Annotated in this window: 35 protein-coding genes; 3 read left to right on the forward strand and 32 right to left on the reverse strand. The window is 53.4% G+C overall.

Annotated features, from left to right (window positions below):
• Positions 1-34: 34 nt before the first annotated feature.
• On the reverse strand, positions 35-685 hold the full coding sequence (locus B5G12_RS01935; RefSeq protein WP_087323378.1) for a YcxB family protein: 651 nt from the start codon (positions 683-685) through the stop codon (positions 35-37).
• 211 nt (positions 686-896) lie between these two features.
• Positions 897-1,295, reverse strand: a complete 399-nt coding sequence (locus B5G12_RS01940) for a DUF1273 domain-containing protein (RefSeq protein ID WP_204245642.1) — start codon at positions 1,293-1,295, stop codon at positions 897-899.
• A 224-nt stretch (positions 1,296-1,519) separates the two neighbouring features.
• Here B5G12_RS01940 and B5G12_RS01945 point away from each other — a divergent pair, with 224 nt between their 5' ends.
• Complete coding sequence (locus tag B5G12_RS01945) at positions 1,520-1,876, forward strand: helix-turn-helix domain-containing protein (protein ID WP_087323380.1); 357 nt, start codon at positions 1,520-1,522, stop codon at positions 1,874-1,876.
• Positions 1,877-2,172: 296 nt separating this feature from the next.
• On the opposite strand, the gene B5G12_RS01950 is transcribed toward B5G12_RS01945, so the two are convergent.
• Both B5G12_RS01950 and B5G12_RS01955 read right to left on the reverse strand, forming a co-directional pair.
• Positions 2,173-2,355 carry a hypothetical protein gene (locus B5G12_RS01950; RefSeq protein ID WP_242955895.1) on the reverse strand — a complete coding sequence of 61 codons (183 nt, stop codon included), beginning with the start codon at positions 2,353-2,355 and terminating at the stop codon, positions 2,173-2,175.
• 34 nt (positions 2,356-2,389) lie between these two features.
• Positions 2,390-2,722 (reverse strand): hypothetical protein, encoded by a 333-nt coding sequence (locus B5G12_RS01955; protein WP_087323382.1) that lies wholly within the window; start codon positions 2,720-2,722, stop codon positions 2,390-2,392.
• A 245-nt stretch (positions 2,723-2,967) separates the two neighbouring features.
• Here B5G12_RS01955 and B5G12_RS01960 point away from each other — a divergent pair, with 245 nt between their 5' ends.
• Complete coding sequence (locus B5G12_RS01960) at positions 2,968-3,303, forward strand: helix-turn-helix domain-containing protein (RefSeq protein WP_087323384.1); 336 nt, start codon at positions 2,968-2,970, stop codon at positions 3,301-3,303.
• A 117-nt stretch (positions 3,304-3,420) separates the two neighbouring features.
• Positions 3,421-3,942, forward strand: coding sequence for a hypothetical protein (locus B5G12_RS01965; protein ID WP_087323386.1), 522 nt, complete (start codon positions 3,421-3,423; stop codon positions 3,940-3,942).
• Positions 3,943-3,944: 2 nt separating this feature from the next.
• On the opposite strand, the gene B5G12_RS01970 is transcribed toward B5G12_RS01965, so the two are convergent.
• From B5G12_RS01970 to B5G12_RS02100, 28 genes are all read right to left on the reverse strand, one after another.
• Complete coding sequence (locus B5G12_RS01970) at positions 3,945-4,823, reverse strand: DUF4261 domain-containing protein (RefSeq protein ID WP_087323388.1); 879 nt, start codon at positions 4,821-4,823, stop codon at positions 3,945-3,947.
• Between the two features lie 192 nt (positions 4,824-5,015).
• On the reverse strand, positions 5,016-5,891 hold the full coding sequence (locus B5G12_RS01975; RefSeq protein ID WP_087323548.1) for a spondin: 876 nt from the start codon (positions 5,889-5,891) through the stop codon (positions 5,016-5,018).
• Positions 5,892-5,938: 47 nt separating this feature from the next.
• A complete protein-coding gene (locus B5G12_RS01980) occupies positions 5,939-6,652 on the reverse strand; it encodes a hypothetical protein (protein WP_087323390.1) in 714 nt (237 codons plus the stop codon).
• Positions 6,653-6,663: 11 nt separating this feature from the next.
• Entirely contained in the window at positions 6,664-7,443 is a 780-nt protein-coding gene (locus B5G12_RS01985) for a hypothetical protein (protein ID WP_087323392.1), read from the reverse strand.
• Positions 7,444-7,479: 36 nt separating this feature from the next.
• Positions 7,480-7,653 carry a protein CrcB-like protein gene (locus B5G12_RS14270; protein WP_144064082.1) on the reverse strand — a complete coding sequence of 58 codons (174 nt, stop codon included), beginning with the start codon at positions 7,651-7,653 and terminating at the stop codon, positions 7,480-7,482.
• A gap of 29 nt (positions 7,654-7,682) precedes the next feature.
• Entirely contained in the window at positions 7,683-8,042 is a 360-nt protein-coding gene (locus B5G12_RS01990; protein ID WP_087323395.1) for a hypothetical protein, read from the reverse strand.
• An 11-nt stretch (positions 8,043-8,053) separates the two neighbouring features.
• Complete coding sequence (locus B5G12_RS01995; RefSeq protein WP_087323397.1) at positions 8,054-8,575, reverse strand: SF0329 family protein; 522 nt, start codon at positions 8,573-8,575, stop codon at positions 8,054-8,056.
• A gap of 74 nt (positions 8,576-8,649) precedes the next feature.
• Positions 8,650-9,135, reverse strand: a complete 486-nt coding sequence (locus B5G12_RS02000) for a DUF2262 domain-containing protein (RefSeq protein WP_204245644.1) — start codon at positions 9,133-9,135, stop codon at positions 8,650-8,652.
• Between the two features lie 30 nt (positions 9,136-9,165).
• Positions 9,166-9,738 (reverse strand): DUF4304 domain-containing protein, encoded by a 573-nt coding sequence (locus tag B5G12_RS02005; RefSeq protein WP_087323399.1) that lies wholly within the window; start codon positions 9,736-9,738, stop codon positions 9,166-9,168.
• A 39-nt stretch (positions 9,739-9,777) separates the two neighbouring features.
• Positions 9,778-10,527 (reverse strand): SMI1/KNR4 family protein, encoded by a 750-nt coding sequence (locus B5G12_RS02010; RefSeq protein ID WP_087323401.1) that lies wholly within the window; start codon positions 10,525-10,527, stop codon positions 9,778-9,780.
• Positions 10,528-10,556: 29 nt separating this feature from the next.
• On the reverse strand, positions 10,557-10,886 hold the full coding sequence (locus B5G12_RS02015) for a DUF4274 domain-containing protein (RefSeq protein WP_071432732.1): 330 nt from the start codon (positions 10,884-10,886) through the stop codon (positions 10,557-10,559).
• Positions 10,887-10,902: 16 nt separating this feature from the next.
• Positions 10,903-12,015, reverse strand: coding sequence for a hypothetical protein (locus B5G12_RS02020; RefSeq protein WP_087323403.1), 1,113 nt, complete (start codon positions 12,013-12,015; stop codon positions 10,903-10,905).
• A complete protein-coding gene (locus B5G12_RS02025; protein ID WP_087323404.1) occupies positions 12,012-12,290 on the reverse strand; it encodes an Imm32 family immunity protein in 279 nt (92 codons plus the stop codon). The genes B5G12_RS02020 and B5G12_RS02025 overlap by 4 nt, the downstream gene beginning before the upstream one ends.
• 27 nt (positions 12,291-12,317) lie before the next feature.
• Positions 12,318-13,181, reverse strand: coding sequence for a CbrC family protein (locus B5G12_RS02030; RefSeq protein ID WP_087323406.1), 864 nt, complete (start codon positions 13,179-13,181; stop codon positions 12,318-12,320).
• Between the two features lie 15 nt (positions 13,182-13,196).
• A complete protein-coding gene (locus B5G12_RS02035; protein WP_087323408.1) occupies positions 13,197-18,824 on the reverse strand; it encodes an immunity protein Imm33 domain-containing protein in 5,628 nt (1,875 codons plus the stop codon).
• 15 nt (positions 18,825-18,839) lie between these two features.
• Entirely contained in the window at positions 18,840-19,190 is a 351-nt protein-coding gene (locus B5G12_RS02040; RefSeq protein WP_087323410.1) for a DUF6547 family protein, read from the reverse strand.
• A 24-nt stretch (positions 19,191-19,214) separates the two neighbouring features.
• Entirely contained in the window at positions 19,215-20,063 is an 849-nt protein-coding gene (locus tag B5G12_RS02045; protein WP_087323412.1) for a hypothetical protein, read from the reverse strand.
• Positions 20,064-20,076: 13 nt separating this feature from the next.
• Positions 20,077-20,445: a hypothetical protein gene (locus tag B5G12_RS02050; protein WP_144064083.1), complete on the reverse strand. Its 369-nt coding sequence runs from the start codon at positions 20,443-20,445 to the stop codon at positions 20,077-20,079.
• Positions 20,446-20,459: 14 nt separating this feature from the next.
• Entirely contained in the window at positions 20,460-20,930 is a 471-nt protein-coding gene (locus B5G12_RS02055) for a hypothetical protein (RefSeq protein WP_087323416.1), read from the reverse strand.
• A gap of 18 nt (positions 20,931-20,948) precedes the next feature.
• A complete protein-coding gene (locus B5G12_RS02060; RefSeq protein ID WP_087323418.1) occupies positions 20,949-21,917 on the reverse strand; it encodes a hypothetical protein in 969 nt (322 codons plus the stop codon).
• Positions 21,914-22,579 (reverse strand): hypothetical protein, encoded by a 666-nt coding sequence (locus B5G12_RS02065; RefSeq protein WP_087323420.1) that lies wholly within the window; start codon positions 22,577-22,579, stop codon positions 21,914-21,916. The genes B5G12_RS02060 and B5G12_RS02065 overlap by 4 nt, the downstream gene beginning before the upstream one ends.
• A gap of 9 nt (positions 22,580-22,588) precedes the next feature.
• Positions 22,589-23,278: a hypothetical protein gene (locus B5G12_RS02070; RefSeq protein ID WP_242955896.1), complete on the reverse strand. Its 690-nt coding sequence runs from the start codon at positions 23,276-23,278 to the stop codon at positions 22,589-22,591.
• A 2-nt stretch (positions 23,279-23,280) separates the two neighbouring features.
• On the reverse strand, positions 23,281-23,592 hold the full coding sequence (locus tag B5G12_RS02075; protein WP_087323424.1) for a DUF6881 domain-containing protein: 312 nt from the start codon (positions 23,590-23,592) through the stop codon (positions 23,281-23,283).
• A gap of 10 nt (positions 23,593-23,602) precedes the next feature.
• Positions 23,603-23,866 (reverse strand): hypothetical protein, encoded by a 264-nt coding sequence (locus B5G12_RS02080; protein WP_006059604.1) that lies wholly within the window; start codon positions 23,864-23,866, stop codon positions 23,603-23,605.
• On the reverse strand, positions 23,863-24,303 hold the full coding sequence (locus tag B5G12_RS02085; protein WP_087323426.1) for an immunity 51 family protein: 441 nt from the start codon (positions 24,301-24,303) through the stop codon (positions 23,863-23,865). Before B5G12_RS02085 ends, B5G12_RS02080 begins: the two co-directional genes overlap by 4 nt.
• 23 nt (positions 24,304-24,326) lie before the next feature.
• Positions 24,327-24,785: a C-GCAxxG-C-C family protein gene (locus B5G12_RS02090; protein ID WP_242955897.1), complete on the reverse strand. Its 459-nt coding sequence runs from the start codon at positions 24,783-24,785 to the stop codon at positions 24,327-24,329.
• Positions 24,773-25,642, reverse strand: coding sequence for a riboflavin biosynthesis intermediates N-glycosidase (ybiA, locus tag B5G12_RS02095; RefSeq protein WP_087323430.1), 870 nt, complete (start codon positions 25,640-25,642; stop codon positions 24,773-24,775). The genes B5G12_RS02090 and ybiA overlap by 13 nt, the downstream gene beginning before the upstream one ends.
• A gap of 25 nt (positions 25,643-25,667) precedes the next feature.
• Positions 25,668-25,904: a hypothetical protein gene (locus tag B5G12_RS02100; RefSeq protein WP_204228822.1), complete on the reverse strand. Its 237-nt coding sequence runs from the start codon at positions 25,902-25,904 to the stop codon at positions 25,668-25,670.
• Positions 25,905-25,929: the final 25 nt, after the last annotated feature.

Below are 25,929 nucleotides of genomic sequence, written 5' to 3' on the forward strand. Positions count from 1 at the left end.
TCCTATTTGATTTCTTTTCCGCAGTAAGGGCACCTCAGCCGTGCGCAATCAACTTATATGTCGGGACTTTTTCAGCGAGCAGTCGGGACAGGCCAGGCAAAGTGCCTTTCATCAAATCCTGTTTCTGTAAAAGGGTGACACGCTGCCCGAACACAAGAAGCAGGGTGTCTTCTGTTTCCCATACAGATTCAAAGTCACTGTACGGTACAAACTCCGTTTTATCTTTTTCTGAGAAGGTCATACCCTGGTCCGAGAAAGAAACAACCGGAGCATGACCTTCCGAGGTTTGATCTTTCCCTTCCAGCAGCAGCCGGGCCGAGCGGTCAAATGGTTTTTCCCGATTCTTTCTGGTGCGCAATAACCCAGAGGCCCCCAGGACCACAGCGGCTGCACCAGCGACTAGAGGAACCAGCAGCTCCTTTGGTTCCATCAGACCGGGCACAACCAAAACAATTCCCGCTGCCAGGCAAAGGATGCTGAACAGCCTAGTGCGCAGCCGGCTCCGCTTGGCTCCCTGGGAGGGAGAGGGGAGGCGGTCAATGTATCGCCACATTTTGGGGTAGCGTTCCCGGGAGAGATGCTCCGATCTCGTTTCCAGTGCTTTGCTCACCTGGGGCAAAAGGCGGCTGATGTCATAGGAGCTGATTTGAAACAGGTAGGGGGCGGTGGTATAGCTCGATTCCATTTTCATCACCTTCCGTATGGCTATGGCGTATGGCAGGGCGGTCTGAATGTAAACTGATTCTGTTTCTATTGTGCCATATACAGCTGCATTTTGCCAGAGATTTCTTCTTGTCATGTAAACGAATTAGAGCGGCATTTTTCGGCACTAACTGAAAAATTTTTTTCTCACTTGACTTGTCTGACGCAAGAGCTGCAGCCTCCGGGTGCAGCTCTTATGCTTTGGGCTCCATACGAAAAATTCTCTTGGAGCATTTTTCTGCGTATTTCAATGTCTGATATGCACCTCCATAGTTTCGCCACACCATAGAGACAAGGCAGTCTGATTGATCGACCATCCAGCGATTCCGGGCCGTAATGGCCTTCTTATAATGGATTCCTGCAAGCTCAGTGGGGATAATGATGTCATCGTATCGTTCTTGATAGTATTCTCTGTGGGTGTTTATGGACTGTTTCATATAGGGGAGAACAAGGATCAGCAAAATGTTTTTTTCAGGATGGCGATGCTTGAGAACCCTGACCGCATTGGCACAGAGTGAATCAAATTCTCCCATCCCGCCTACATAACAGGTTAGTTCCTGCTCTGATTCCAGGATGCTTTCCAGTATCTCCATGAGGTGGGATTAGTCAAAGCCAAAAATCTCCCGGTGCCCTGCAAATGTACAGATCATAGTGTCCCTCTCATCGGCAAAAGCTGTTATAAGGATAACTCGACCCACAAATTTGAGAAAAATTAAACTGTATAAATGAACTATTTACACAGACTATTATATAACGATGCAGGGTCCTTTACAATAAGAGAAACCAGATCAGCAAACCATACTATGAGGGCTTATAGATGGAGTTGGATTACAAAGCGATTGGAAAGCGGGTCAAGATTGCAAGGATTCGGGCAGATCTGACGCAGGAGGCGCTGGCGGAGAAGGCCGGGCTGTCAGTGACGCACATGAGCAACATCGAAACGGGCAATTCCAAATTGAGCCTGCCGATGGCAGTGTCGTTGGCAAACGCCCTGGATGTTTCAGTGGACGAGTTCCTTTGTGATAGCGTGATTCGTTCCAAGGACGTGTTCTCGCATGAAGTCCAGGAGCTTCTGGACGATTGTGATGACTATGAAATTCGGATACTCACGGATTTGTTAAAGGCGGCCAAGACCACAATCCGCAGGGATATGAAGCTCAAACAGCAGGAGTAGTGCAGGAAAAAGAGTTGGATGTTCTGCGTTATGCTCCTATACAAACGATGAAGAGCCGGGTTCAGAGGAAGTGAAACCTCTAAACCCGGCTCTTTTCTTTTTGTCTTTCGTACAAGTCCGGCCCTGGACCATACATAAGATAGACGGCGAGGGCCGGAAAAAGCGTTTGCAAAACGCGTAGCCGCAGAAGGAACTTCTGCGATCAACAGGGGATTGGGGAGTGCCCCAACAAGCCGCTTCTGGCAAAGTGGATAGCCAGAAGCATCGCTTGCCAATTCTATTCCATCGTTATTCCGTTATTCAGTATCACCAGAACCATCTTCATTCCGGCGAATCGCAGGCCGTTGTTTAGGTTTGCCGTTTACATAACGGCGTTCCAGGCAGAACACCATATCATTCGTGCGCTCAAAAAAACCAATATCACGTTTCCAGCTCATGCCGCATCTGCAATGCTGAAGCCCAATAAATTGCTGCTTCATCTTTCGGCCACAACGAGGACATACCTTGTTTGATTTACCCATTTAACTTACGGATGATGTCATCCATGCTCACACCTGCATCGAGAAGATTTTGAATGGCCGACTCTAGTTTAGCCTTCTGAGCTTCCCGAGCAGCTTGCGCATCTGCCTCAGCCTTTTGGGTTTCCAGTTTGGCGATCGCTTTTTCAACTGAATTAAGGGAACTACGGTTCGCCTTGAGTTGTGCTTTCAATCGTTCGATCTCAGCAAGGGTTTCGGATATATTTTGCTCCAACTGTGCCTTTTCGGCCATTTTAGATTCCATTGCAGATGCAAAGTCCATCTTGTTCGTTTTGGATTTCTTTTGATTTCCTTTGGGCCGTGGCATAACAGCATCCTCCTTCATCCGGTTGATAATTCCTACACAAAGTATAACATGAAAGCGTTTGCTGCGCAACAGATGTGGCGGTTGAGTGCGAAAGTTAAATACGACATTCTGAAGTCCGGCAGCAAAAAAATTACAGACAAAACAACTCAAATAGAGTTTGACCAACACGATTGATTGTGTATAAGATGCTGCCTGGCAGCTATTCTATTAGTGTTACATCAACACACATGGAATGAGAGATCATCATGGAATCACTTTTCGGTCAACGCTTAAGACAGCAGCGCAAGGCTAACGGGTGGACACTGGAACAGTTTGCAGAAAGGGCAGGGCTATCCACAAACTATGTAGGTGATCTTGAAAGAGGTAAAAAATCTCCCAGCTTGGAAACTTTCATCCGGCTTGTAGAAGTTTTAGGTGTATCGGCAGATGCGTTAATCCGGGATTCTGTTGCATCGGCATCCCATGTTGCTGATGACGAACTGAGCAACAAGTTGAGTCAGCTCACGCCAAAGCAGAAGAAAGCGGCAGTTGACATACTGAATGCCTATATTGAAAATCTTCCCTATATCACCAATGAATGATTAAAGGTGACAGTAGCTTGGTCTGCTGTCATCCTTTTATTTTGCGCTAATCCTGTATATAATCAACTCTACAAGCGTTTAACAAACTCTAACGAGTTGCAAAGCCGGAGGCGTAAAATGAAATTCAATGAATGCAATTATGTATTGCCTGACCTATACGATGACTTGGATTGTGCGAAGAAAGGCCGTTTCAATCCCTACCTGCAGGGAATGATGCAGCGAGAGTGCTCAGGTGTGGAGCTGTCCAGAGAAGAACAGGCGCAGGTGCGAAGAATCCAGGTTGTACTCCAAAATGTTCCGCAGTGGAGCGATGAAGAAGCGGTTCAGGTGGAAATGGCCGAACAGGGCGGCCAGGTGCTGTTCTGCAAATTCTTCAAGGAGCACAGCTCGTTTGCCATGCTGACGAAGGACTGCAATGGACTATATTCCATTGCATTTGTATTGGATTGTGAAATCTCCCGTAAAGAGAGAAAAGCCGCCGCACGTCTTGTGCAGCGGCTTTTGAAAGAAAGCAGCAAAAGCTGGGATATTGATTTGCTCACATTTCCTGTGCCTGAAATGATAAAGTATGCGTCACTGTCTTTGGCTGCGTCCGCTTTGATGCAGGCTTTTGACACACCAGAGAAGATCAAGGGGTGAAGTCAACGCTGGCCTGAAGCAAAGGGTCCCATGTGGATATCGAGAACACCCCTGGGCGGCTGAATTAGAGCGTCCTCGTACCGGCACTTCCATTGCAGATTCCGGCTCATCTGCCCATCCTCGACGCCATCCACCGTTTCGCCGTCCTGAATGGGATTGTCGTTGGCCAGGATGTAAGAGGCCAAGTTGTAAGCGTGATTGACCACCCAGTTGGGGTCCATGTCGTGGAAGTGATATTGCAGGTCCGGCAGATAGAGTGTGCTCATGCCCAGGGTGTCGATCAGCATATCCTCGGTGCCCTGGATGTTAAAGAAACGCACATTCACCCCGAATCGTATGAACCGGTCCGGCCCTTCGATCTGGTGGGAGCGTACATCCTCTGCCAGAAATAGTTTGCCACAGTTCTGGAAATAGAACGCCTCACAGGTAGGGTACAGTTCCGCCAGAGCGTCCAAGAAGTCAGCGTCCAGATTGGCCCGTTCCAAAGCTGGAAGGGCAGCCGCCAGCATATCGGTAGCGATCACCTGATATCGGCACTCCCGGAAGATCCGGTCCCGGTCCTCCTGGCAGTCCCACATCTGGCTCATCAGAAAAGCGTCAAAGCCTTTTCCCTTGAACTTGTCGCATTTCATTACCATCAGCTGCACCGGGCATTTGCCATCCTGAAATTCCGCGATATGGTCCAGGGCGGCAAAGCCCGCCATTTTCTTATCGTAACTGAAACACTCCACTCCGCCGATGTGCTTTTCCATTACAGCAGTCATGCTTTCCTTGTCCAGCATGGGCACTGGCTCTTTGAACAGCATTTGAATGAGGTAAGGTCCCCCGGGCTGGGGGCCTTTTTTGTCATCCAGGTTTTGTTGGAACACTTTATTGCTCATTCGATTTCCTCCTTATAGCAGTAGATCATGCGGCAATGGACAATCACTACTTTGTGTGTGGAGTTACTCCAAAAACTAAAAAAAGAGCCACGCAAAACAGGATCAGTCCAATGAAATTGCGTTCTATCAGCAGTTTTATGGCCATGAGAAGCAGAAAACCGCAAATCAGAACAATTATACCGTTCATTTCGTTCATTTTCCTTCTTTCGGTCTGTTAGCGAACAGCTTCCACCGGAACTCCAGCTCTCTCTGGACAAACTCTTTCGGCAGGCCTTGGGGATTGGCGATGAGATACCAGGCCCGAAAGGTGCGCTTCTCTGGGTCTGTCTCCTGCCGGTAGAGATGATAGCCCGCCTCATCCTCCTGCGTCCACTGTCCTGCCTGCCGCTTGGCCTGCACAAAGGGTTCCAACACCTGATCCAGTTCCTCTCTGGTGCGGCTTGAGGCCCAGGCATGATCCACATCCTTGGCATGGGACTGGTAGAACAGCAGCTTTCCGGTATGGGTCTTCGCCTTGCACTCCGGCGTTCCGCGCAATTCTGCCTGACGGCGGTACTCCTCCATCTGCTCCGCCGTTCCGTACCGTTCCACCATCTGCTCCCGCACATAGATGAACCAGCTGTAGTCCTCCGCCTCGGTGAAGGGGGCGCAGACCGGCTGTAATGCCTCCACGGGGTCTGCCTCGAAGCGGTCGATGAAGTCGAGGTAGTTGGCTTTGACCAGAGGCAGAAAGGTGTCCAGCAGCCCGGTGTTCAGCCGCAGGTCCTCTGTCAGCATCCGAAAGAATGAACCGCCTGTTGTGGGTACAATTCTGAAAGAGTAGAGGTAGTCATCTCCCTGCTTTATGATACAGCTGAAGCCCACCTCCACATTTCCATGGCCGATTTCGTAGTCTATGTAGTTGTAGTGGCTCCGGTCAAACCAGATCTGATAGGTCAGCCCGTTTTTTGTTTTCTTTTTGAAGTCGCCTTTTTTCAGCCGCTTCCAGCCCTTTTCCTCCAGCCCCAGGCCGTTCCACAGGTGGTCCAGAAGCTCCTGAAATATATCTGCCGGGCGTTTTTGTTCCATAGTCTCCACCTCCTGGCAAAACTTTTTCTGGAATTCAACTTCTGCCTTCACGGGTCGTCCTTGTTTTGCGCCATTGCTTGGGCGATCTGTTTCATGGCCATGTCGATATAGAGATACACCCCATCACGGTCGCAGTGGAACAGGTTGGAGTAACTTGTACTTTCATTCGGTCGGAGGGGGTTGGGCTCCACAACCTCGGTGGCTTCCAGCAGGCCGGCGCCCAGTTCTGCCGCAGCAGCAAGCGCTTTTTTCAGGACAGCAAACTGCCCGTCGCTCCAATGTTTCTCCAGATCTTCCAGCACCTTTGGTTCCTGCTCCAGATCTCGGAGAAGCTGTAAAACCTGATTGGGAGACAGATACACGCCGGAGCAGTAGTTTTCAAGGATCTGATTTTTTGCCGGGTTGGGCAGGACAGCCGGCACCACCTGCGCCCACGGGGTGAAGTACCGGGCATATTCCGGCTTCTCCTCCATCAGAAAGGAAAAGCTGCTCCCTCTGGTGTAATAGTAGTCCCGGAAAAAGCCCTGGACCACCGCAATATAAAAGCCGTGGCTCTTGTCAAACAGCTCGTCCGGTTCTGTCTCGGCACCAACCCGCAGGGTATCCAGATATTTCTCCGCATAGAAATCCTCGATTCCATGCTGCGCGGCAAGGGTCAGAACCTTTTCCTCCTGTCCCTGCCGTATCCAGGTTAGGGGAGTAAGATACCATTCCCGTATTTCCTCTGGCGAGATCGGGTGAAAAGTTACATCATATCCCATAAAAGTCCTCCTTAGTAATCAAGCAGGATGGGCACCTGCTGATCTTCGGCAAACCGCATGGCCCGCCAGAACATGGAGAAGGCAAACTTGGCCAAGGATTGGGTGTCATACTGTGTGTGTTCCGGGATCTCCGCCTTGCTGTAGTGTCCATCTGCTTCTATGGCTCCGTCTATCGGGTATCCCTCCGTGTCTGCCCAAGCCAGGATGGTATCCTCGTCGGCCTGCCACGCCAGCTGGTTCAGCTTCTCCAGCTCCTTCCGCAGTCCGCCCACTGTGGCGATGGCGGCGGTGTTATCGGTGGGCAGAGGTGCCTGGAAGAAGAATGCGTCCGCCAGAGGCAGCCACCAGGTAACCCCGCGGAACAGGGACCATACCTGTTCGTTATCTCCCGCAAGACGGGCGATCATAGGGTTTTCCATGAAGTCCCAGTCTTTCTCCACGGTGGGGGGCACCGGTTCCTTGTATGTATGGCAGGCGGCCACCAGCAGCATTGCGCCGAAGGCATCCCAGTCCGGCTTGTCGGTGTAATAGGGCTTCTCGTTATCCTCCGGCCAGGGAGCATAGGGGGGCTTGTCTGGCTGAGAAATGGCGCTCAAGATCTGATCCCGCCAGTTCTCTACCGCCGCCTGGATTTCAGCAGGGGACAGTTCTTCCTCGTTATCAGCAGATTCTCCATCCGGCGTAATCCGGTTAAAGGCGTATCCGTTTTCCTCCGCCCACTGCTGAACGATGGTCTTCCAGTTGTGAGAATAGTACCGGGTCAAGGTTCCAGCATAGATGTCAAGTCCCATTGTAATGCCTCCTTCTTTGGTAGCAGTAGCATATCCCTATTTCGCAAACAGGGAAGCAATGATTGTGATGCTGCACACGAACACCACACCTGCAGAAAAAACCAAAATTACTTTTTTCAGTTTTCCATCGGTTTTTACAGCCGCGGCAATGGGGCCGGAAAAGGCTGCCAGGAAAATAACAGGAATCAAAACCCACCAATAACGGTTCATACAAAGTACCTCGTCTGCGGCTTTGCTGTTCAGGTCATTTCATACAGCAGGGAAGTATTGCCTTGCACCAGCTCCAGATGGGAGCGCAGTGTTTCCAGCCCGCTTTGTATTGCCTCTGCGGGCTGGTCCCAGTCCGGGGCAATTTCAGCGGCCAGTTCCGGGAGGTTTCGTTCCCGGAGTGCCGACAGCAAATCGGCTGCCAGCTCTCCCTCCAGCAGAGCGCAGTCCAATGTGTCCTCTGTCTGTGGGGCAGGGAAGCGGACATCCAGGTCCAGTTCGTACTCGCACCAGTCCCAGATGGCTGTATAGACCGCGCCGGAGCAGTCGCTGTTGGACAGTTCCTGCCGCTGGCCGTCTTTGAGAAGATAAAAGGATGCGATCTGTGACATGGCAATTCCTCCTATATGTTATTCGCTTCCATCAGCCCTTCTGCCTGCATCCGGATCACATAGAAGGCCCGCACCCAGGGCAGCTCCTGCTCCATGGATTCCTCCAAAGCCAGCAGGCGGCGCTTTCCAAGCCTGCGGTCCAGGAGGGCAAGGATTCGGACAAGAGGATTCTCGCTGACCAGGCTTTTCTCGATGCTCTGGTTATCAAAGATCCCAAATGCCTCATAGAACACCTTTTGGTCAAAGGTGCCCTGCTCCAGCGCATAGGCATGAGCCCGATCAATGGCCCCTTTTGCGGAGTCGTGATCCTTCAGCGTTGTGGACCGCAGGTGATGAAATTTCGTCCACACATTCTCAAAATAGGTGTAGTGGTTGCTCCGCAGCACTTCCACGCCGTCCATGCGAATGGCTGCCCGGCCCTCATGGTCGGCGCTTTTGCTGTAACGGGTGACAAAATACTGGATGTGCCCCCGGAGCGCCGGGCACAGGTAATCATTTTCCAGCTTGTTCCGGATTCCGCTCCAGGTTGACAAAGGTACTTGTCTCCTTTCTGATGCCGTTGCGGGCGTTGCCCTTTCCGCAGAATTTGCCTTTTGTGTTTGAAGCGTTATCCGTTGAATCCGCCGACTTCAATTTTATATTTGCAGTCGACCTCGATACAAACTAAATGTCCCATGAAATAGTCGGGTTCCGCATCCAAATCGATGTAAAAGCCAGTTTCGCTTCCATTTACAAATACCGTTACATTGTTTACAAACAGTGCTTTTACAAACTCATCTTCTGAAATCTTCCCATCCGCTTCCAGCGTTCCATCTTCGATCATTTCATTCACGACGTCTATGCAGTCATCGTTCTCATCCAAAAATGCTCGGATAATGGTATCTTTATGGTCATTGACCCAATTTACCTTTTCCAAAACGATATCGCCTATATTTCCCTCTGTGTTCTGAAACTCAAGGAGAATTTTAGTCTTTCTATCCCATACAGTCCATTCTCCAACATGAAAGCCGAGTTTGCGGTCAAATACAAATTCCGTATTCCCCAAAATGATTTTATCCGGCATTTCGACCCTTTTCTTCAAAAACAGTCCCATAATACGCCTCCAAAACTTTCGATTGATTACTCAGTAGGATAACCCATTCGCTTGCTGCTTTTGGAGATACTCCCGGAAGCATTCGATGAACTCTCGATTCCGCTTTGGGACATCAAACCCTTTCCGATGGGGAAAGAACCCCTCCCGTTCCACATCGTCCAGCAGCTTGGGCAGATCGGAAAACCGGGCAAAGAAGGGCAGGGCATAGTCCTGAATCTGTCCCGAAATCTCCTGGATGGAGCGTTCCCTCTCCAGCAGAGTAGATACCTCATAGCGGGGGAAGTCATCATGCCGGCGTGTCAGCCGGGCGATGGAGGTGCCTACGATGCCGTCATAAGCCTCCTCCGGCCCTTCCTGCTCACTGCGCCACTGGGCAATCACCGGGGAACTCACATCGAAGAAGGCAGTAAAGGTGGTGGAGCCAAAGCGGATGGAGGGCGAAAAGTAAAAGGAGAACACAAAGATGCCATCCTTTTTGTAGATGTCGTTTTTGCTCTTGCGGTATTTGTAGCCCAGTGGGATCAGCGGCTCCGCGATCCGCTGGCAGGTGTAGACAAAGATCTCACGGGGCTTGGTTCCCTTGGGGAAATCCTTCTTCTCCATGCTGCCACCTTCTTTCACTTATTTACAGTGCGGCCTAAATCAGTGCGCATTGAGATACCCCGCCAGTTTTTTCTCCAGCAGTTCTGTCATGTCATTGCACAGGCGCTTTACTTTATCCTGCTCGTGGGCGTAATACCAGATGGTTTCCTCTCCGGGGTGGAGCAGGAGCTGGTCGCCGTCCGCTTCTTTCCAGAACTCGCCCAGCACACAATACCGCTCCCCATGGATGGTCAGATCAAACATCCCGGAAAGGGTAAGGATCACGCCTGTGGATACATTGATGCCTGCGGTCAGCAGGAAGAACTCCCGCACCTGGGACGGGAGCGTGAAGCCCAGCACGCTTTCTTGATTCCCGATTTGCTCCTCCGTGGCGGCGGGCTTGATCTCATCCGTGGGGTCCAGCACCTTTGCCAACGCCTTGGAGAACTTGGGATAGCGTCGAAACAGCTCCGGGTTGTCGGCCTTGAATTTCGCTTGCTTTTCCCGCTGCACCCGCTCCTGCTCCTTGCAGAAAGCGTCCAGCTCGGCCAAATACCGCTCCTGGTAGAGATTGCTGGCCTCAAATGCTGTGCCGCTCTTTTCCAGAATGGCGATGGCTCCCTTTTGGCTGCCAAACACCGGGACCCACTGAAAACCGTGTCGGCAGGGCTTCAGTTTCAGGAATTCACCCCGACTCAGCAGGGCTTCCAACTCCGTCTCATGTTCGTCCCACCAGTTCCGCCAGGTTTCAGGTGTTTCCCGTCCCTCAACCAAGTCCAGGAGTTTTTCAGTCAATGATTCTTTGTCCATAGGTGCGATTCTCCCTGATAAATGAAAAACTATAAATCCGTAAGAAAGATTTCCGCAGCTCCCTTTTTCCGCAGTTTATACTTCTGCACCTTGCTCAATGGAATTTCAAACGATGCATCTGTCTTAGGAAATCTGTTGTCTAAGATGTCTTCATATAGGACGGTAATAAATGGATTCCACTTTTGCAGCTTAGTTCTTTTCGCTGATTTTTCCAAGTATTCGTACCCGCCGGCCAAATAGAAAATCTCCAACGCCAATGCCAAATCGCAGTCCGGGTCAGCGAGGATTGTTCTTGGGACTTCGAACCCGTCATCCCAGTTATACTCATCAAGTTTATTCTTCAAATCAGCATACGCCATTTCCTCCGCCTCCGTTTCAGAGGTTGCAGGAATAGATGCTCATAGCCCCGTAATCGGTGTGCAGGACAAGCCCGCTTTGGGTAAAGGCAAAATTCACCTGCCGCACCACAAAGGGGTCATCAATGGTGGCCAGCAGTTGGCCGTTGCCGATATCCCATACTTCTATGGGGGAGCTGCCACGATCCTGCTGAACGGCCATCAGGCTGCCCCTTGTCCTCACCGAGCAGGTATCCGAAAAACTCAGCCCCTGTCGGACGAAAAACGGGAAAGGATTGTCCATCCCCTCTCCGGTCTGGGTCAGATAGAACTTGCCGCCCACCGAGAAGCACTGATCATCCGGAGAGAAGAAGGGATGCCAGCCCGCATTGGGGATCACTACTTTTTTGGCGGACTTCAGATCGACCAGCACATACTCACCCTCGGTGACGCGGTAGGCCGCTTTGCTCTGCCGGGGAGAGAGCATCCCAAAGCAGTAGTAGGCAAAATTCGGGTCTTTTGACTTCTTGCATTTTACCGTTTCCCGCCATACCTCCGTGTTGCTGCCAAAGTCAAAGACCACGATTTCCTGGCCCGTGTACCACAGGGCCAGATCGCCGCTGGCATCCAGCATGGTTTTCATGCTGTTTTTCTTGTTGGCAAAGGGTGTGATCGCATGGGTGCAAAGAGAAAACTGTTCCAAAAGATAGCTGTTGTTCAGCAGCAAGATATCATTGGGACAGAGGACCTGCTCATAGGTCATCCGTTTGCCACCCAGGGAAACTGTCTCCAGAATTTCTCCATTGCCGTCGAAGTGGTAGAGGTTTTCATCCTCAAAATCTCCGACTACCCTCGTCAGGAAAAAGTCATCCCGTGAGATAGCAGCAGCCAGGGGCATAAAGCCGTTGCTGTCCTTGCCGACAAACCGATGGCACCGCGCCTGCCCAACAGCGGCATCCGGATTCTGATAGACAAATCCTTTCCGCATTTGGCTCATCATGGCGCTGGCCGACTTGCTCTTAACCTGGAAGGCGGAATCGCACAGAATCTCTTTGACCTTCCCGCCGTTCAGGCAGGTTCGGATGGTTAGACCGTCTATTTCAATCTGCCACTGCTTGTTTGTGGCGGGGTTGAGGAAGGCTTTTTCAATCATGGGTTTGACCATTCCTCCTTTCGGATCAGGATGCTTTTTCCCTCGGAGTTGATGCTATACAGGTCATCCAGATGGATGTGGAATCCATCCCCGCGAAGCGTTTCTGCCATACCCAAAGCGGCTTTCGCCAATAGATGCAGCCCCGCCCGGTTCCCCGTTAGCTCCAATTCATTTCCATCAGCATGAGTGGTAAAGGAGAGGTGGGCTTCCGGTTCCACTGGAAGGATGGGCAGTTGTTCATCATTCAGTTGAAGGGTCAGTGTTTTGGTTTGCATTGTTTGTATCCACCTTTTGAAAACGCCTCAATCAAAATCCATCCAGACCAGGTGTTTTCCGCAGTGGAGGCACTGGAACAGATAGCACTGCAGATGCCCACCATTGACGGATTCCTGAATCATTTCCTTATGTTCGTCATCCCACATGGGATCGTCCAGCACATCCTCCAGCACACCCAGCGCCCGCAGCTCTCTGGCACCCACACGACCAAGATAGGCGCAATAGTCGCCGCAGTGGGCACGCCAGTATTCCTGCTGCCAACCGGAGTAGCCGGGAGTTCGGTGGAGCAGCTCGTCCAGTCGGGCCGGGTCCTCCACGCCATCGTCCACGGAGCAATCGTCCTGGAAGCTGCCGTCATATTTCCGGGCTGCCTCGCCGCTGAAGATACACTCCGGGCACAGACACTCAATATCCTCCACAGCGTAAAAGGGCCCTGTATAGAAAATGTGGGTCGTCTTGCCGCAGCAGTCGCAGACAACGCCATCCGCGGACTCCTCAAAAGCGCCGGTTTCCAGAGGGTTGGGGTGATACCGGAAGGCGGGCAGACCCAGCTTGGCCTGCCGCTCCTTCTCTTTCTGCTTTTCCTCCGGCGTTTTGGGCTTGGGGAGGGCGTAGTGGTTGCCCCAGTTTTCTGCATATCCCTTCAAGGTGCCCAGCCTTTTAAGGATTTTTTGATCGGAACGATTTCCGATTTGGCAGAGCAGTTCATAGGCATCCTTCTTGAAGTCCAGCAGATCATACACATCCACCAGCACTTCTTTGGCTTGTTTGTCTTCCGACTGCTCCAGTTTCTCTTTGAACGTATAGAGCGCACGGACACTGTCTGGGTCCCCCTTTGCTGCACGAAACTGTTTTTGAAGTTCGATATATTGTTTTCGGTATTCGTTCATGGTCAAACTCTCCCATCAATCCCACCAGAGATACCAGACAGTGGACTGCCGCAGCACATCGGCCAGAGCGCCCAGGGTGGCATCCTCCGGCCCCTGGTCGATGACATCGGGGCAGAAGCCATACAGTTCCACCGCGGTATTCATGGCCTTCTTCTCAGGAACGGGGGCCGGGAGCAGGAATTCCAGCTCGTCGTGGCTCATGGCCCCAGGCACCGCGCCGTACCGCTCGAACCAGTATTTGGCCGCAGCCATCAGCTGGGGCGTATCGGGGCAGTCGTTCCAGTTGCCGAAGGGCAGATACGCGAAGATCTCCCAGGGGTTCTTCACCGGAATTTTCGCCAGAATGAGAGGGTGGGTCATATCGGTGTCGGAATCCCAGTAGCAGGAGATACGGTTATTCTCATAGCCGCCTTCCATCTCGCCCAGGATTTCCTCATCCCAGTCCATATCGTCATCCTCGGCTTCTTCCTTGCGCTGGCCGGTCAATTCCTCCAAAACCGCCTTTCCGTCCTTGACGGGGGCAGAGAGTATCTTTTTCCGGTACTCCATTACAGTTTTGAGGTCAAATTCGTAGAAGTCCGCATCATGTTCCGGGTCGGCGTTCATCACCAGACACTCCAGCAGCGTTTCATCATCCGCCTTGATGAGCACCGGCACAAAGCCTTCATGTACGCTGTCCCGCTTGGCGTAACCGTAAGCTGCCATGATGGGGTCATCATCCTTCATGGAAGGGAAATAGGTGCATTCGCAGTCCAGGTACTCCATAATGGCCCGGGCTGTATCAGAAGGTTCCAGGGTATCCTCGTCGAAGTCCTGCCCCTTCCAGTTTTTGAACCGCCGGTCGATGACTTTGGCCATAGCCTGGTAGTAGCTCTCATCAAAGGGGATGAACAGATAGGCTTCATCCTGAATCTCGTCGGAGTAATTGCGCTCCTGGCCGATGACCCCAATGGCGTAATCGTCGATGTCGCTGGGGAAATAGGGGCTGTCCGGCTCCCCATAGTAGTAGGAGGCAAAGGCCAGGCCCAGCTTGTTAAACAGTGCCCCAAAAAGCTTTCCGTTCAATTTATCCCGGATAAAGCCGCGCAGGTCAGCACGCTTCAAATCTTTCATGAACAACTCATATTCATCGTTGTAACGAACGATGAATTCATCACTCATCAGGTCGTGCTCCATGCACCAGCGCAGGTAAATCGCCATGTGGTTGTAGGCGTTGATTTCCTCCACCGGCAGATTCTTTTCCTGAATGGTTTCCAGGTGCCGGGCTGCATCGTCCATTTCCTCAACGCCGCCGTCCTCGTCCACATTGCCCATGGTGCCCCGGGTGATGGCATCCTGGCGGTTGGGCTTCACTACAAAGCTGATGCCCTCCATCTTGTCCAGCAGAGCATCTGCGTCGTGGGCCAGTTTGTACTCCATCTCATCCCGATAGAGGGGGATTACCTGGTAGAAGTTGACCTCCTCGCCACTCGGCAGGATGCAGACCTCGCTGCCATCCTCGGTACCCTGGGGCCCCGTCAGAATGGCGGCGCAGAGCTTGGTGTTTTCTGCAAAGTCCTCCTGCTGGTCCAGGGTGTGGCCAAAACCCAGCCAGGTGTCGCTGGCAATAGGCAGACGGGCCAGGTCTTTCAGCAGGCGGATGGGCCAGTACCACCGCTCGTTTTTCATGTCCTCGTACTTCAGCTTCCAATCCTTGGGCAGCGCGATGGCCAGCTCCGCCCGCTCCAGCTTGTACTCTGCCAGTTCCTCCGGCACATTCATCCGATGAGCACCCATGCCCATGGTGACCAGGGTGTAATAGTCATGCTCCTCAGAGGGCGGCACCACGCAGATGTCCACATGGATGTCCGGGGAACTCAACTCGTGAAACACGGTCTCGAAATTGCCGAAATACTGCTGGATGTGCCCTTCGATGGCTTCCATTTCCTCCCCGGAGTAGACCTCGGGAGCGCCGGTTTCCTGATCCTGGGGCGCTTCATCCTCCGGCTCATCGGGCGTTTCAGGGTCCGGGTCATCTTCTCCTTCGTCCTCCGGGCCGCCCTCCGACGGTTCCCAGGAGATTTTCAGGGTCATCTGATCCTCGGGCAGAGAGACCCCCGGGCTGCGGGTGATGGCGTGTTTATCGTCTGCCGCAAAGCCGATGGTTTCCCCGTCATGGAGCTCCACGTCGTTTTCCAGAACATAGGAGACAAGGCTGGCCAGGAAGTCCCGCAGCTGGTTGGGGTTGGCATCGGTGCCCAGCACTTCCATCTCGTCCTTGCCGAACACATCCATGCCGTAAGTATAGCCATTCATGCCGTTTTCGTTCCGGTACAGGCCGAACCAGATCCAGTTGAAGATGGGCAGCTCGTCCTCCTTCAGCATATCGGCAAAGCCCTCATAGAACCGGGGCTCAAACACCACGCCGCTGGTGTAAACGCCGGTGGCGTATTTCTGACGGCAGCAGGCGGCCAGCATCTTGGTGAACAGCTTGCCTTTTTCCAGCAGGTCTTTCTCTTTGCCCAGAACCGCCACCATGATGTGGGCGCGGTGCTCCCTGGCGATCTTGACCGCATCCTCCCACATATAGTTGTTTTCTGCGTTGGCCTCAGCCTCGCCACCGGGGATAGGAGAGGTGGACAGGCTGACGGCGGCCAGCATATCGCCCACTTCAAACACCAGGGCGTCATCGTCTTTTCCCTCGCTGGTGTCGTATTCATCCACGGGAATGTCCCACTTTTCCTTCATGTCCTGGATGAACTGAGCCTTGTCCCATTCTCCCTTGGACAGCAGCACAAAGCCGGTGAAGACACCTTTGTGGTCGCTCTCGCCCTCAGCCTCGGCCCGCCTGTCGATTTCCTCCTGGCACTGCCGGATGACAGCCGGGGCATCCTTGTCCTCGGGGTCCAGCTCCGCCCACCGCTGGGCGTAGGGGATGGCCTTTTCCTCCTGATGGTAGAGATACTGGTATCCATAAGCCATCCGCATATTCCACTGGGCCTTGTCCTGGCCTTCCTCCCGAACCGATTCCAGCAATGCAATGGCTCGGAGCAAGGCTTTTTCTGCTTTGTAGTAGGGCGGTTCTTCTTGATGGTCGCCCAAAACTGCGTAGTTTTCCAGCGCCCGGGCCATGGCATAGACGATGCGGTAGTTCCGCCAGTCCTCCGGGATGGCGTTCAGCGCCTGGATGCAGCGGGTGTACTCGTCCTCGTCGTTCCACTGCTCCAGCTGCTGGAAGAATTCTTCTTCGTTCTGCGGGGTGTAAGGGATATAGTCCATGCCCGTCAGCGTCTCGTCCAGTTCGGAGACCTGATCCTCATCGTCCGGCTCCTCCTCGGGCGGTGTTTTCAGATTCACTGTGCCCGCTTCACGGCGGAAGGTGTGGAAGCTGGCCCAGGGGATGTCCGTGCCCTCAAAGAATTCCTTGGCCTTCTGCAGAACAGCCCGGATGTCCCAGGCGATGAAGTCCACATAGCCGCAGAAAAGGCCGGTGGCTCCGCCGGTGAGGGTGAGGATCTCAGGGCCATCGCCAGTGGTGAACACTTCTTCCAACTTGTCCCGGAAGTCGAAGATCTTCTCCGAGCCTTCCTCCTCCCGCAGGGTGTCCAGGGGATAGCAGAAGAAGCCCGCCGCCGCACCATCGGCCTGCAACTCGTCCATGAAGTCGTTGTCGGCATTCAGATAGCCGTTGATGAGCGGCACACAGCAAGTGGAGCCGACCATCACATCCAGCCGCCAATCGGCGTTGGGGTCTTCATTGGGTTTCATTTCGTAGCCAAGATAGCTCTCCAGATAGGCTTCCGGGTCGGTGGAGAGTTCCAGACCTCGCTCCTTCAGAGCGTCGGGCAGCTGGGACATAAGCATGGACGGTTCTGCCTTGGGTTCCTCCAACACATCAAAGCTGCCTATGTATCTCATGTGGGGAATCTCGCCCAACACCTGGTCGGTGAGGGTGGTGAGCATCCACCAGACACGGCCTTCCGCCTCCCGGAGCATGGGCAGCAGCTTTTCGCAGTAGGCGGAGAGGGCGAAGCTGTTTTCACCCTGCTCCTCCAGCCAGATCTGCACATCTTCACCGGAGATGTCCCATCCATCCTCGGTACGCAGACCGATGTTTTGGAGGGGTTGACGGCCCACAAGGATGTTCCAGTGCTCCAGCACCTCCTTGGGGGCGTGCTTCTGGAAGTAGACCAGCTCAAACAGCTTGACCTTGTCACCCTCCGGGGTGAGGATCAGCTCGTACTTCTCGCCGCCCACGCCCATCTCGAAAGAGATTTCGTCAAACGCCTGGTTCAAAGCCCCTTCCATTTGGACCACGAGTTCGGCACCGCGGGTGTGGTCTTTGTCCTCATCCATCATCTGGCGCAATTCTGCTTCCATCTCGGCAAAGGTTTCCCACCAGTTCTCTGTCCGCTCCCGGAAGCACATCGAAAACCATGGCCGAGAAATGTCCGCTTCGCACCATTCGATGAATCGCTTGGTGTCCTCATCGTCAGGGCGGGCCTCCAGCGCCTTGCGGAAATAAGGCAAGGCTCGGCCCCCCTGATCCAGGTAGTAATAAGAATAGCCCATGCGGAAGTTCCAGTAGTGATCGCCCTGAAAGTATTCCTCATGAGGTTTCAAGAGAGCGATGGCCTTTTTGAGCAGCGCACGGTTGGAAGGTGCTCCCAGATTATTGTAGGCTCGCGCCAGCTCCATATCAATTTCCGGGGTACGCTCCTGGGCGGGGATGGCCTCCAGCGCGTCAATAATTTTCTGGAATTTGTCCTCCTCATGCCACTTCTGGCACTGCTGCAAAATATCCATATCCGGGTTCTCCTCGTCCTCATCCGGTTTCCAGTCTTTGATCTGCTGGAACGCGCCATTCTCATCCCGCTCGAAGGCACATGGGGCGGGGGTGTTCAGCAGAGGGATGATGTCGGGATCGTCGTTGCAGATGGTGTTGAGGCCGTAAATACCGGCATTGTTGGGGTCATCCATGTAAGCGTCGCTCTCGTCACCGGCGGTGAAGCGCCAGCCGCTGTCCCAGTCGCCGTCCGGCTTCTCCCGGTAGCAGTAGCCAACCTTGCAGCCCTCCACCGTGATGCGATTGGTGGCAATGCAGCCACTGGCTCCTGACCAGTCGGGGAGCAGATTCTTCATGTCCTCTGCCTTCACATGGTAGTCCCGGTTGCGTCCAGCGGCCTCGTACAATTCCTTCCGCAGCGCCTCCACATCCCGAGCCATCTCCTGGATTTCCTCGCCGCTCATCATCTCACTGAGGTCATATTCCTGCGGGCTCTGGGCAAAGTCCGCCAGGGCCTTTTTCATGGCGTCGTGTTCCTCTGGCGTGGCGGTGATGCGGATGCAGCGGGCGGGGGTGTTGTACTCGTCCAGGTCCTGGAGGTTTACACTGCCGCTGACGCTGCACTCCAGCAGGATGGCAGCCAGGTCGGTGACCACATCAATGGCGAAGTGGAAGTCCATCTCCACGCCATCCGAGTGGGTGAACTCCAGATACTCCACAGTCTGGCGGAAGTCCCAGTTCTGCTTGTCAAGCCCGATCTTGGCAAAAATCTCGCTGAGGGAGATTTCCTCTTTGTTTTGATCAGCCAAAAAGGCCACAAGGTTCAGGCTGTCATCCGAGCCTCCGATGTAGTTGCCCCAGTATTTTTTGATATACACTCGTTCCACCTCCTTTTACTCCGGCCACTCATCTCCGTCACAACGGCTGACGAAGTCATAGTGCAGGCTCTCAAAACAATCGTTGGGATAGGATTCACCGTCCTGATGAAGCTCCAGCCCCTCCAGATCCATCATCTCATTGATATATGCAAGGGTATCGTGGATGCCCGCAATATGTTCGTCCTGAAGCATCTCAGCCAACACACCTTTCTGCTCCTGGCTCAGTGCGGCGAGAAGATCATTCTTTGCCTTGTTATCCTCCGTCTTGGGAAAGCCATCACTCTGGACCCAATGGGCCGTCATGCTGTCTTTCCGCTCCACAAGGCCGTCAATGAATGCTTTGTACAGTTCCAGCTCCTTGCTCATGCTGATCCTCCATTCCCAGGCATTTTACTTGCGGATCAGACTCCCGTTATCTACGAAAGCGGCTTCCCGGATGCGCTGGAGAGATTCCGGCTCCAGCAAAAAATCCCGCAGGTTCGGGTCCTCAAAGAAGGACATGGGACGCACCTGTGTTGGCCCGGCAACCGCCCACAGCCGCGATGTTGCCAACCGCTCCGCTGTCTGTAGTGCCTTCTCCCGTTCGCCCAGATAGAGATAGCGGGCGATGGCATCCCGATAGGAGGAATCCGCCATAGGTACACCTTGAAGGTCCTCAAAGAGAGCTACGGCATCTCTGGCAGTTCCGAACATACAGCAGTGATTGTACAGCTTCCGTTTGGCGTCTGGCTCATCCGGCGAGAGCTTTTTATTCTGTTCCACCAGCTTTGCCCAGAGCTGCTCCTTCGTTTGAGGTTCCTCCGGTTCATGGTAGGGGTAGTTCTTGTCGTTGTCCGCAAAGGGCATAACGCCCCGCTTGAGGTAGTCCATCAGGATGTCACAGAACCGATCCCGCTGGGGGAGGCCATTCTCAGCCCGGATGCGCGCCTGTTCCTTCGTCAGCGCCTCGATTATCTCCTGCTCCCGGTGGAGCTGGATGGCTGCCACCGTCATGGCAATCATGTGCTCATCGCTCACATTGCTGTAGTACCACTCCTCCAGCCAGGGAAGGACGGTCAGATCCAAAGCCAGCGCCTTTTCATAGTCCAGGTTGAAATAGGCGACCTCGGCCTTGACAGCTGCTACCTGATGGGGGTATTTATCGGCAAAGGACTCCAGAGTATCCAGGGCCTCCTCCCTGCCATCCATGATCTCATAGCAGACCATGCGGACTTTCTTGGGGAGTTTCACGACATCCATGTTGACGCCTCCTTCAGTCTTTTTTCTGTAAATAGTAGGTTCCACACCGGCCCCACAGCCGGGTGTCCAGATTTTCCTTTTTGATATCTGCCACCTGCCGAAAAACCGGCGCACCCCGGACGCAGGCTCCCACAAAATAGAGGGCTCCACAGCTGCGGCACTGCATATAGTGGCAGATGGTATAGTGCTGTTCAGCGTCCAGCACTGCGCCGGTAGACTCCAGTGGGCAGTCACCGGCGTACAGTTCCATGTCACCCTGCCGCTCCAGTTCCATGAGTTTCTGGAGAAGCTGGTTATATTGGCGGTAGGAGATGCTGCTGTTTTCCTTCATTTGTGCCGCCATCTGACCACAGGAGGGGCAATTCAACTTCTTGCTGTCCATCTTCATCTCTCCGGCTACAAATTACTTTCTACAACCATGACGGTGGTATAGGTCAATGCTGTTTCAATCCATTCCAAGACTGAGAAAAGAAAGGCTGATTCCTTTTCTGATAAACTTGGCAAACAATCCCGGACAAGGAGTATCCAGCGTTCCCAGTCCTCTTTCCCAATCCAGTTATCAAAGCAAAGGTCAAATTCCTCCTGTACTTCTCCATTGGTGGGGTCCTTAACCGGAAAGATTTGTTTCAGCGTGGGGATCAGCAGTTGTTCACAGTCCGGCCAGCCAATGGCGAGGATGGAGCGGTAGCAGTTCCAGTCCTCCCACTGCGGGTCATTCCCACAGTCAGGACGAAGGGGCAGGAAGGCCATGTGGATCTTCTCGCCACTCTGGGTGTATAGGCGGGGAGTGAGGTCGATCTGCCTTTCCCGGCTCTTGGGCGGCAAGAAGCCATGGTAGATTGGGGCGGCCAGAGTTTCATCCTTCATTTGTTGTTCTCCATTCTATCAGTTCACATCCACCCGGATAATAGGCCGGTAGAAGTCATAGTCGCCGTTCAGCTCCTTGTCCTCCTGCACTTCCGGCTTGTAGTGGGGCGAACAGGGCAAGAAACCGAGGAAAATTCCAAGTCCGCCGCAGATGCTGCGCCCGCCATCACCGCCGCAAGTAGTAAGCTGCTCGGCCTTCACGACCTCCCGCATATAGGGGTCATAGGCGATGGACACTCCGAAGAAGTTAGGCTCCTCCATATCGAAGGGCTTGTCCTCATCCTCCGGGCTTTCGAAGTGGTGCAGGTGCATGGAGTAGTCCATTCCATCCCCCCAGGGGAACAGAGTGCGGCACCCGCCGCCGCACAGATAGGCCCACTCGTCCGCCGTGGGCAGGGAGAACCCCTGCTTTTCCAGACTGGCAAGAAGGGTTTCATAGGCTGTAGGGTTATAAATGCAGATCTGAAAGCCCTTTTTCGTCCGCTCAATGCGGGCAGATTTGTACAGGGTAAGGCCGTCAAGGTCGCTCCATGCAAAATCCCGGAACTCTTTCAGCCAGTCAGGGTGGGCAGCCAGCCTGGGATCATCCATTGTGACCGGCTCCCAGCACAATTCCTCCAGCTCCCGGCCCACCAGCATAGGGCCAGTGGCTGCCTGTCGAATGGGAGCCATACTTTCCCGGATCATCTCCTCCGGGTCCTGTTCCATCTCCCATTCCTGGGACAGGCAGTTCAGTTCCTTCCGGCTTTCCTGATTCAGCCCTACGGCGAATTGCTCCCAGCCCAGGGTGACGGTATCGCCGGGGACAAAGACGAACGCCCGGTTCTCTTTCCTGAATAGGCCGGTGGTGCAGCTCTGGCCCCAGCGGTCAAAGGTGTGCAGGCCGAGAAAGACCATATCGTAACGAGCAGCCAGGCTTTCCATGAGCGCCTGTTTCCCGGTGGTTTCCAGTTGATCGAATTGGGGGCGGGATAAGTTTTCGTTCACAGTAGTCCTCCTTCGATCCTTTCTGCGTGTTCCAGCAGATAGCGCCGGCCATCCTGCTTGGCCTGCTCCAAGTATTGTGGAAGCAGGCCGGAATGGATGGCGTCCAGCGAGACCAGAACAGCGATCCGCTGGTATTCCTGTAATTCGAGGGAATAACAATTCCGCTCCCAGAACAGCGGAGCGAACTGCTCCACACAGTCAGGACGCAGAGTGGGCATCGCCAAAAGCGCCCGCCGGCTCACATATTCATTGGGGTCCTTTGCGAAGTCCAGGATCATGTCTTTGACTTCTTGGTTGCACGGACATTCTGGCAGATACGCGGCAAACTGCCACTTGGCCTCACTCTCATTGGAGGCTGCGGCCCTGCGGCAGAGGCGCTCGAACCATTGGGGATGGGAAGTGGTCTCCTGTATAAACCCCTCCGCTTCGTTGTCCCTGGCAATCAGATAGACCATCTCATCCAGCAGGACGCTGTCTGCCGTTTCTGCATCCATTTGGGTCAACACCTGGCAAAAGGCACTGTAAGTGTCATTCCAGTATGGATAATCAACTTCCCACTCACCGCCGATCTCCTCGGCGGTTTTGCCGGGATAAGTTGCTTCCTGCCATTGATGGAACTTTATTGCCTGCTTCAGCAGGCATTCACGGATGCCCTTTGCCATGTGCTCACCTCACGATTCTCTGAAATGCTCCAGATACAAATCCCGCACAGAATAGGGGCCTACAAGGTTCGTTTCCTGCCGGCCATCCCAGGAATACACATGAATTTTGCCCTCGTCCCCAATGTACTGCTGCTCCTCAAAGGGTGCGGGGAAGGGGAAATTTTCTACCATGCTCCAGTCGATCTTGGGTTTCAGCCCATCAAACTCCTCGCGCTTGAGCCGTTTGAAGTTGAACATCAACGCTGCGCCGATTCCATCGAACAGCAGATTTGCGTATTCTCTGGGGGTAATGCTCTCGCTTACATTGGCGGCATCAATGTTGACATCCAAAACCTTGTTGCCGCAGTTTGTCCAGATCTTGTCGGGCGAGAACCAGGTGGTGCGCCTCTCATTGTCTACAAAGTCCTCACGGGGATACCATCCGTTTGCGCTGTCTGGCTTGACGCCTTCCCGAAGCGGCCCGTTGTACGGGGAAAGCGGATAATATCGGTGCCGCACCGGATCAAATCGGTCAAACGAAATTTTCAGCAGATATCTATGCTTTTCACTGCGCATGAGCTTATGGGGCTTCACGATATGTTCTTCGATCAAGCTCCAAATGTACTCATCTACACGGATGGATACACGAGGACGGCTGAATAGTGTGATTTTGTTGGTGTCTGTATCTACATTGAGCCAGACACGATTGATTTCAACCATTGTCATGCCTCGCTTTTCAAAAAAGCTCCGCTAGAAGATCGGCTCTCCCAGATAGACTCAAATTCCGCCTGCTCTATGATACAGGCGTGGAATTCCTCGCCCCAGACATGGGCGTTCAATTCCTCCACAGTGGGAATCGGCGTGATCTCGATGACACCGTCGTAAAGGTCAGGGATGTTGCGGGTGCTGCCATCCGCAAAGATGTCAATGGAGCGTAGGGCCAGCCGCTCATTTTCGGTATCCACTTCATAGAGAATGACCGATGGTTCACCCTCCGGTGCGCCCTCCCAAAAGAGTTTGATGTACTCCAGCATTCCATTTCCCTCATTTGAACCAATGCCACCCCGTCATGGTGCCGGTTACCTCATCTATCTGTATTGCAATATCATAATTGCCGCGACAGCCCAGCAAGGCCGCAAGATGATCATTTTCCATAATCAAATCATAAAACTCAACCGCTATACCTTGGAATTCCTCTGGGATCTCCAGCACAGAAAAGAAATCCACTGACTGAGCATTTTGGAAAAATTCAATGGCCGTTTTACTGCATTTTACTACTATCCCTGTTTGAGTAGTTAACTCTCTCATGCTTCCGCTGCCTCGCTCATGTTCAGATACATCCCCATCGTTTTTTCATTGGTACAGGCCGCCCGGATCATTTTGGCCAGCATCATTAAATCGTCGATGTATTGGGAGTATACGCAGAACACATCCTCGTCGGAATCGAAGTGAAACAGATCCTCACCACTATTGTTTTCCTCAAACTCCCGGATCACGCCCCGAACTAGCCGCTCCCAGTCTTCGCTGCTGCCGGTCAGTCCCAGTCGGCGGAATTCCTCCATCCTGAATCCGTCGCTGATTTTTAGAAGAAGGGAGATCGCATAGGGGTGGTGGGGAATGAGAAAGAACGGTGCGATCTGCTCCGGCTTCACCCAGATTTTGAAGGGCGGGCGCGGATCAGGTATCCAGGGCAGAATCTCCCATTGGTCATCCCGTCTATTTCCGTATTGGCAAAAGTCTTTCATGCAATCCCTCTCTTTCCGGCATATCAGGAGCCCAGTTGGCCTCCGTTTGCCGGGCGGAAGAGCCTGCGGCCCGCCAGCAGTTCTTCCAGCTTTTTGGCCAGCGCCTCCACAATGGCGTGGCAGGGGCGTTTGTAGCCTGGAATTTCCAGGCGTTGCAGCCCGGCACACTGGAGGGTTTCGTATTGGTTCAACATGAACAGGGTCAGCTCTGAGATAAGCTGGTATCCCTCCATATTGTCCACGTCGGTATGGCCTTCCTTGGCGGTCATCAGACCGATGATTCCCACGGCCACCGTAAAAGCCCCGCAGCAGGACACTTCCGTCTGCATCCCGATGCCCATTACCGAGAACATCTTGCGGGTTTCCTCGGATAAATGGAGGCCGTAGTATTCGTTGCAGGCCCGGAACATAGCTTCGGCACAGGTCAAGTCGGTGTCGATGTGGTAAAAGTTGACCAGTTCATAGAGTTTCATTGTTGCCATACTGTACTCCAATCGCAAAGCATTTCGTTTTGTGTCACCCGGCACAGCTCGTCCCGCACCTCCATCAGGGCAAAGCCCAGCAGGTTCTGTCCCCGCCACTTCATCGGGTCCTGGGCCTCGGGGGAGTTGGCTGAAAGCCGAATGCCCCAGATGTTATCATAGGGGCTGGCCTCCACCAACACGCTGTCCCCGGTGGAAAGGAGAAACTCCCGCAGCTCCCGGTTCTGGCTGAATTTGTGCCAGTTGCCAAGCAGCACAATGGGGTATTTGAACTTGTCCCATACCTTCTGGTCAAAACCCCGCACCTTACGGCCCAGAGCCTTGATCTGCTTTGGGTCGCTGCATTTTAAAATCTGATCCCGAATTTCTTTGTCGCCGAACAGCTCGGCCTTGGCAGCCATCATATACTGCTCCATGCAGAGGTAGGAGTCAGACGTCGTATAGAAGTCCTCCATCCACCACTGGCTGAGGCAGCTTTTTGTCAGCTGGCCGTCCTCGGCAGGCTGATGCCCCCAGAACAGGCACAGCTCTCGCGTTCTCCCATCGGCAAACTCCTGCTGAAGCCACTGGCGGGTGTACTTGGGCCGGCCCTCCGGCTGCCACGCATCCACCAAGAAGTCACCATGCTCCAGCACCTCGCTGCTGTCCTCGTCATCCCACCAGCCCCTCCAGGTCACCGGCTCGGGAAAGAGGGTGTGATATTCCGTCCGCTCCTCCGGGGAGAGGGTGTCCAGCCAATCGCCAAATCGGTCTATGTAATCTTCCCCATAGCCCATGCGCCAGCCAATGGAGTATCGCTCGATCTCCCGGTGGGCCAGCCAGGGGGGAGGCATGATTTTCTTATCTTGTAGTGCCATAGGGTTTGTCCTTTCCTGTTGACTATTATTGCAGTTCTTCTTTCACATTCAGTGGAACACCGTCCAGAGATGTGATTTGTGCCAACTCTGCTTTGGTCAGGTTTTTCAGGAAAATGCAGTATTCGTCCGGGTGGCCTCCCACAAACTCCATCTTGGCCATCTCAGTTTGCTGTGGATCAGTGATCCACAGGCAAGGGTCTCCTGTTGCCCAAAATCGGGTCAATGTAAGGACTTGACCATTGTAGAGAACTTTCTGTTCCATACCCATACCTCTTACCGCAATTGTC

This window comes from Faecalibacterium sp. An58 (assembly GCF_002161515.1).
Lineage (GTDB): Bacteria > Bacillota > Clostridia > Oscillospirales > Ruminococcaceae > Faecalibacterium > Faecalibacterium avium.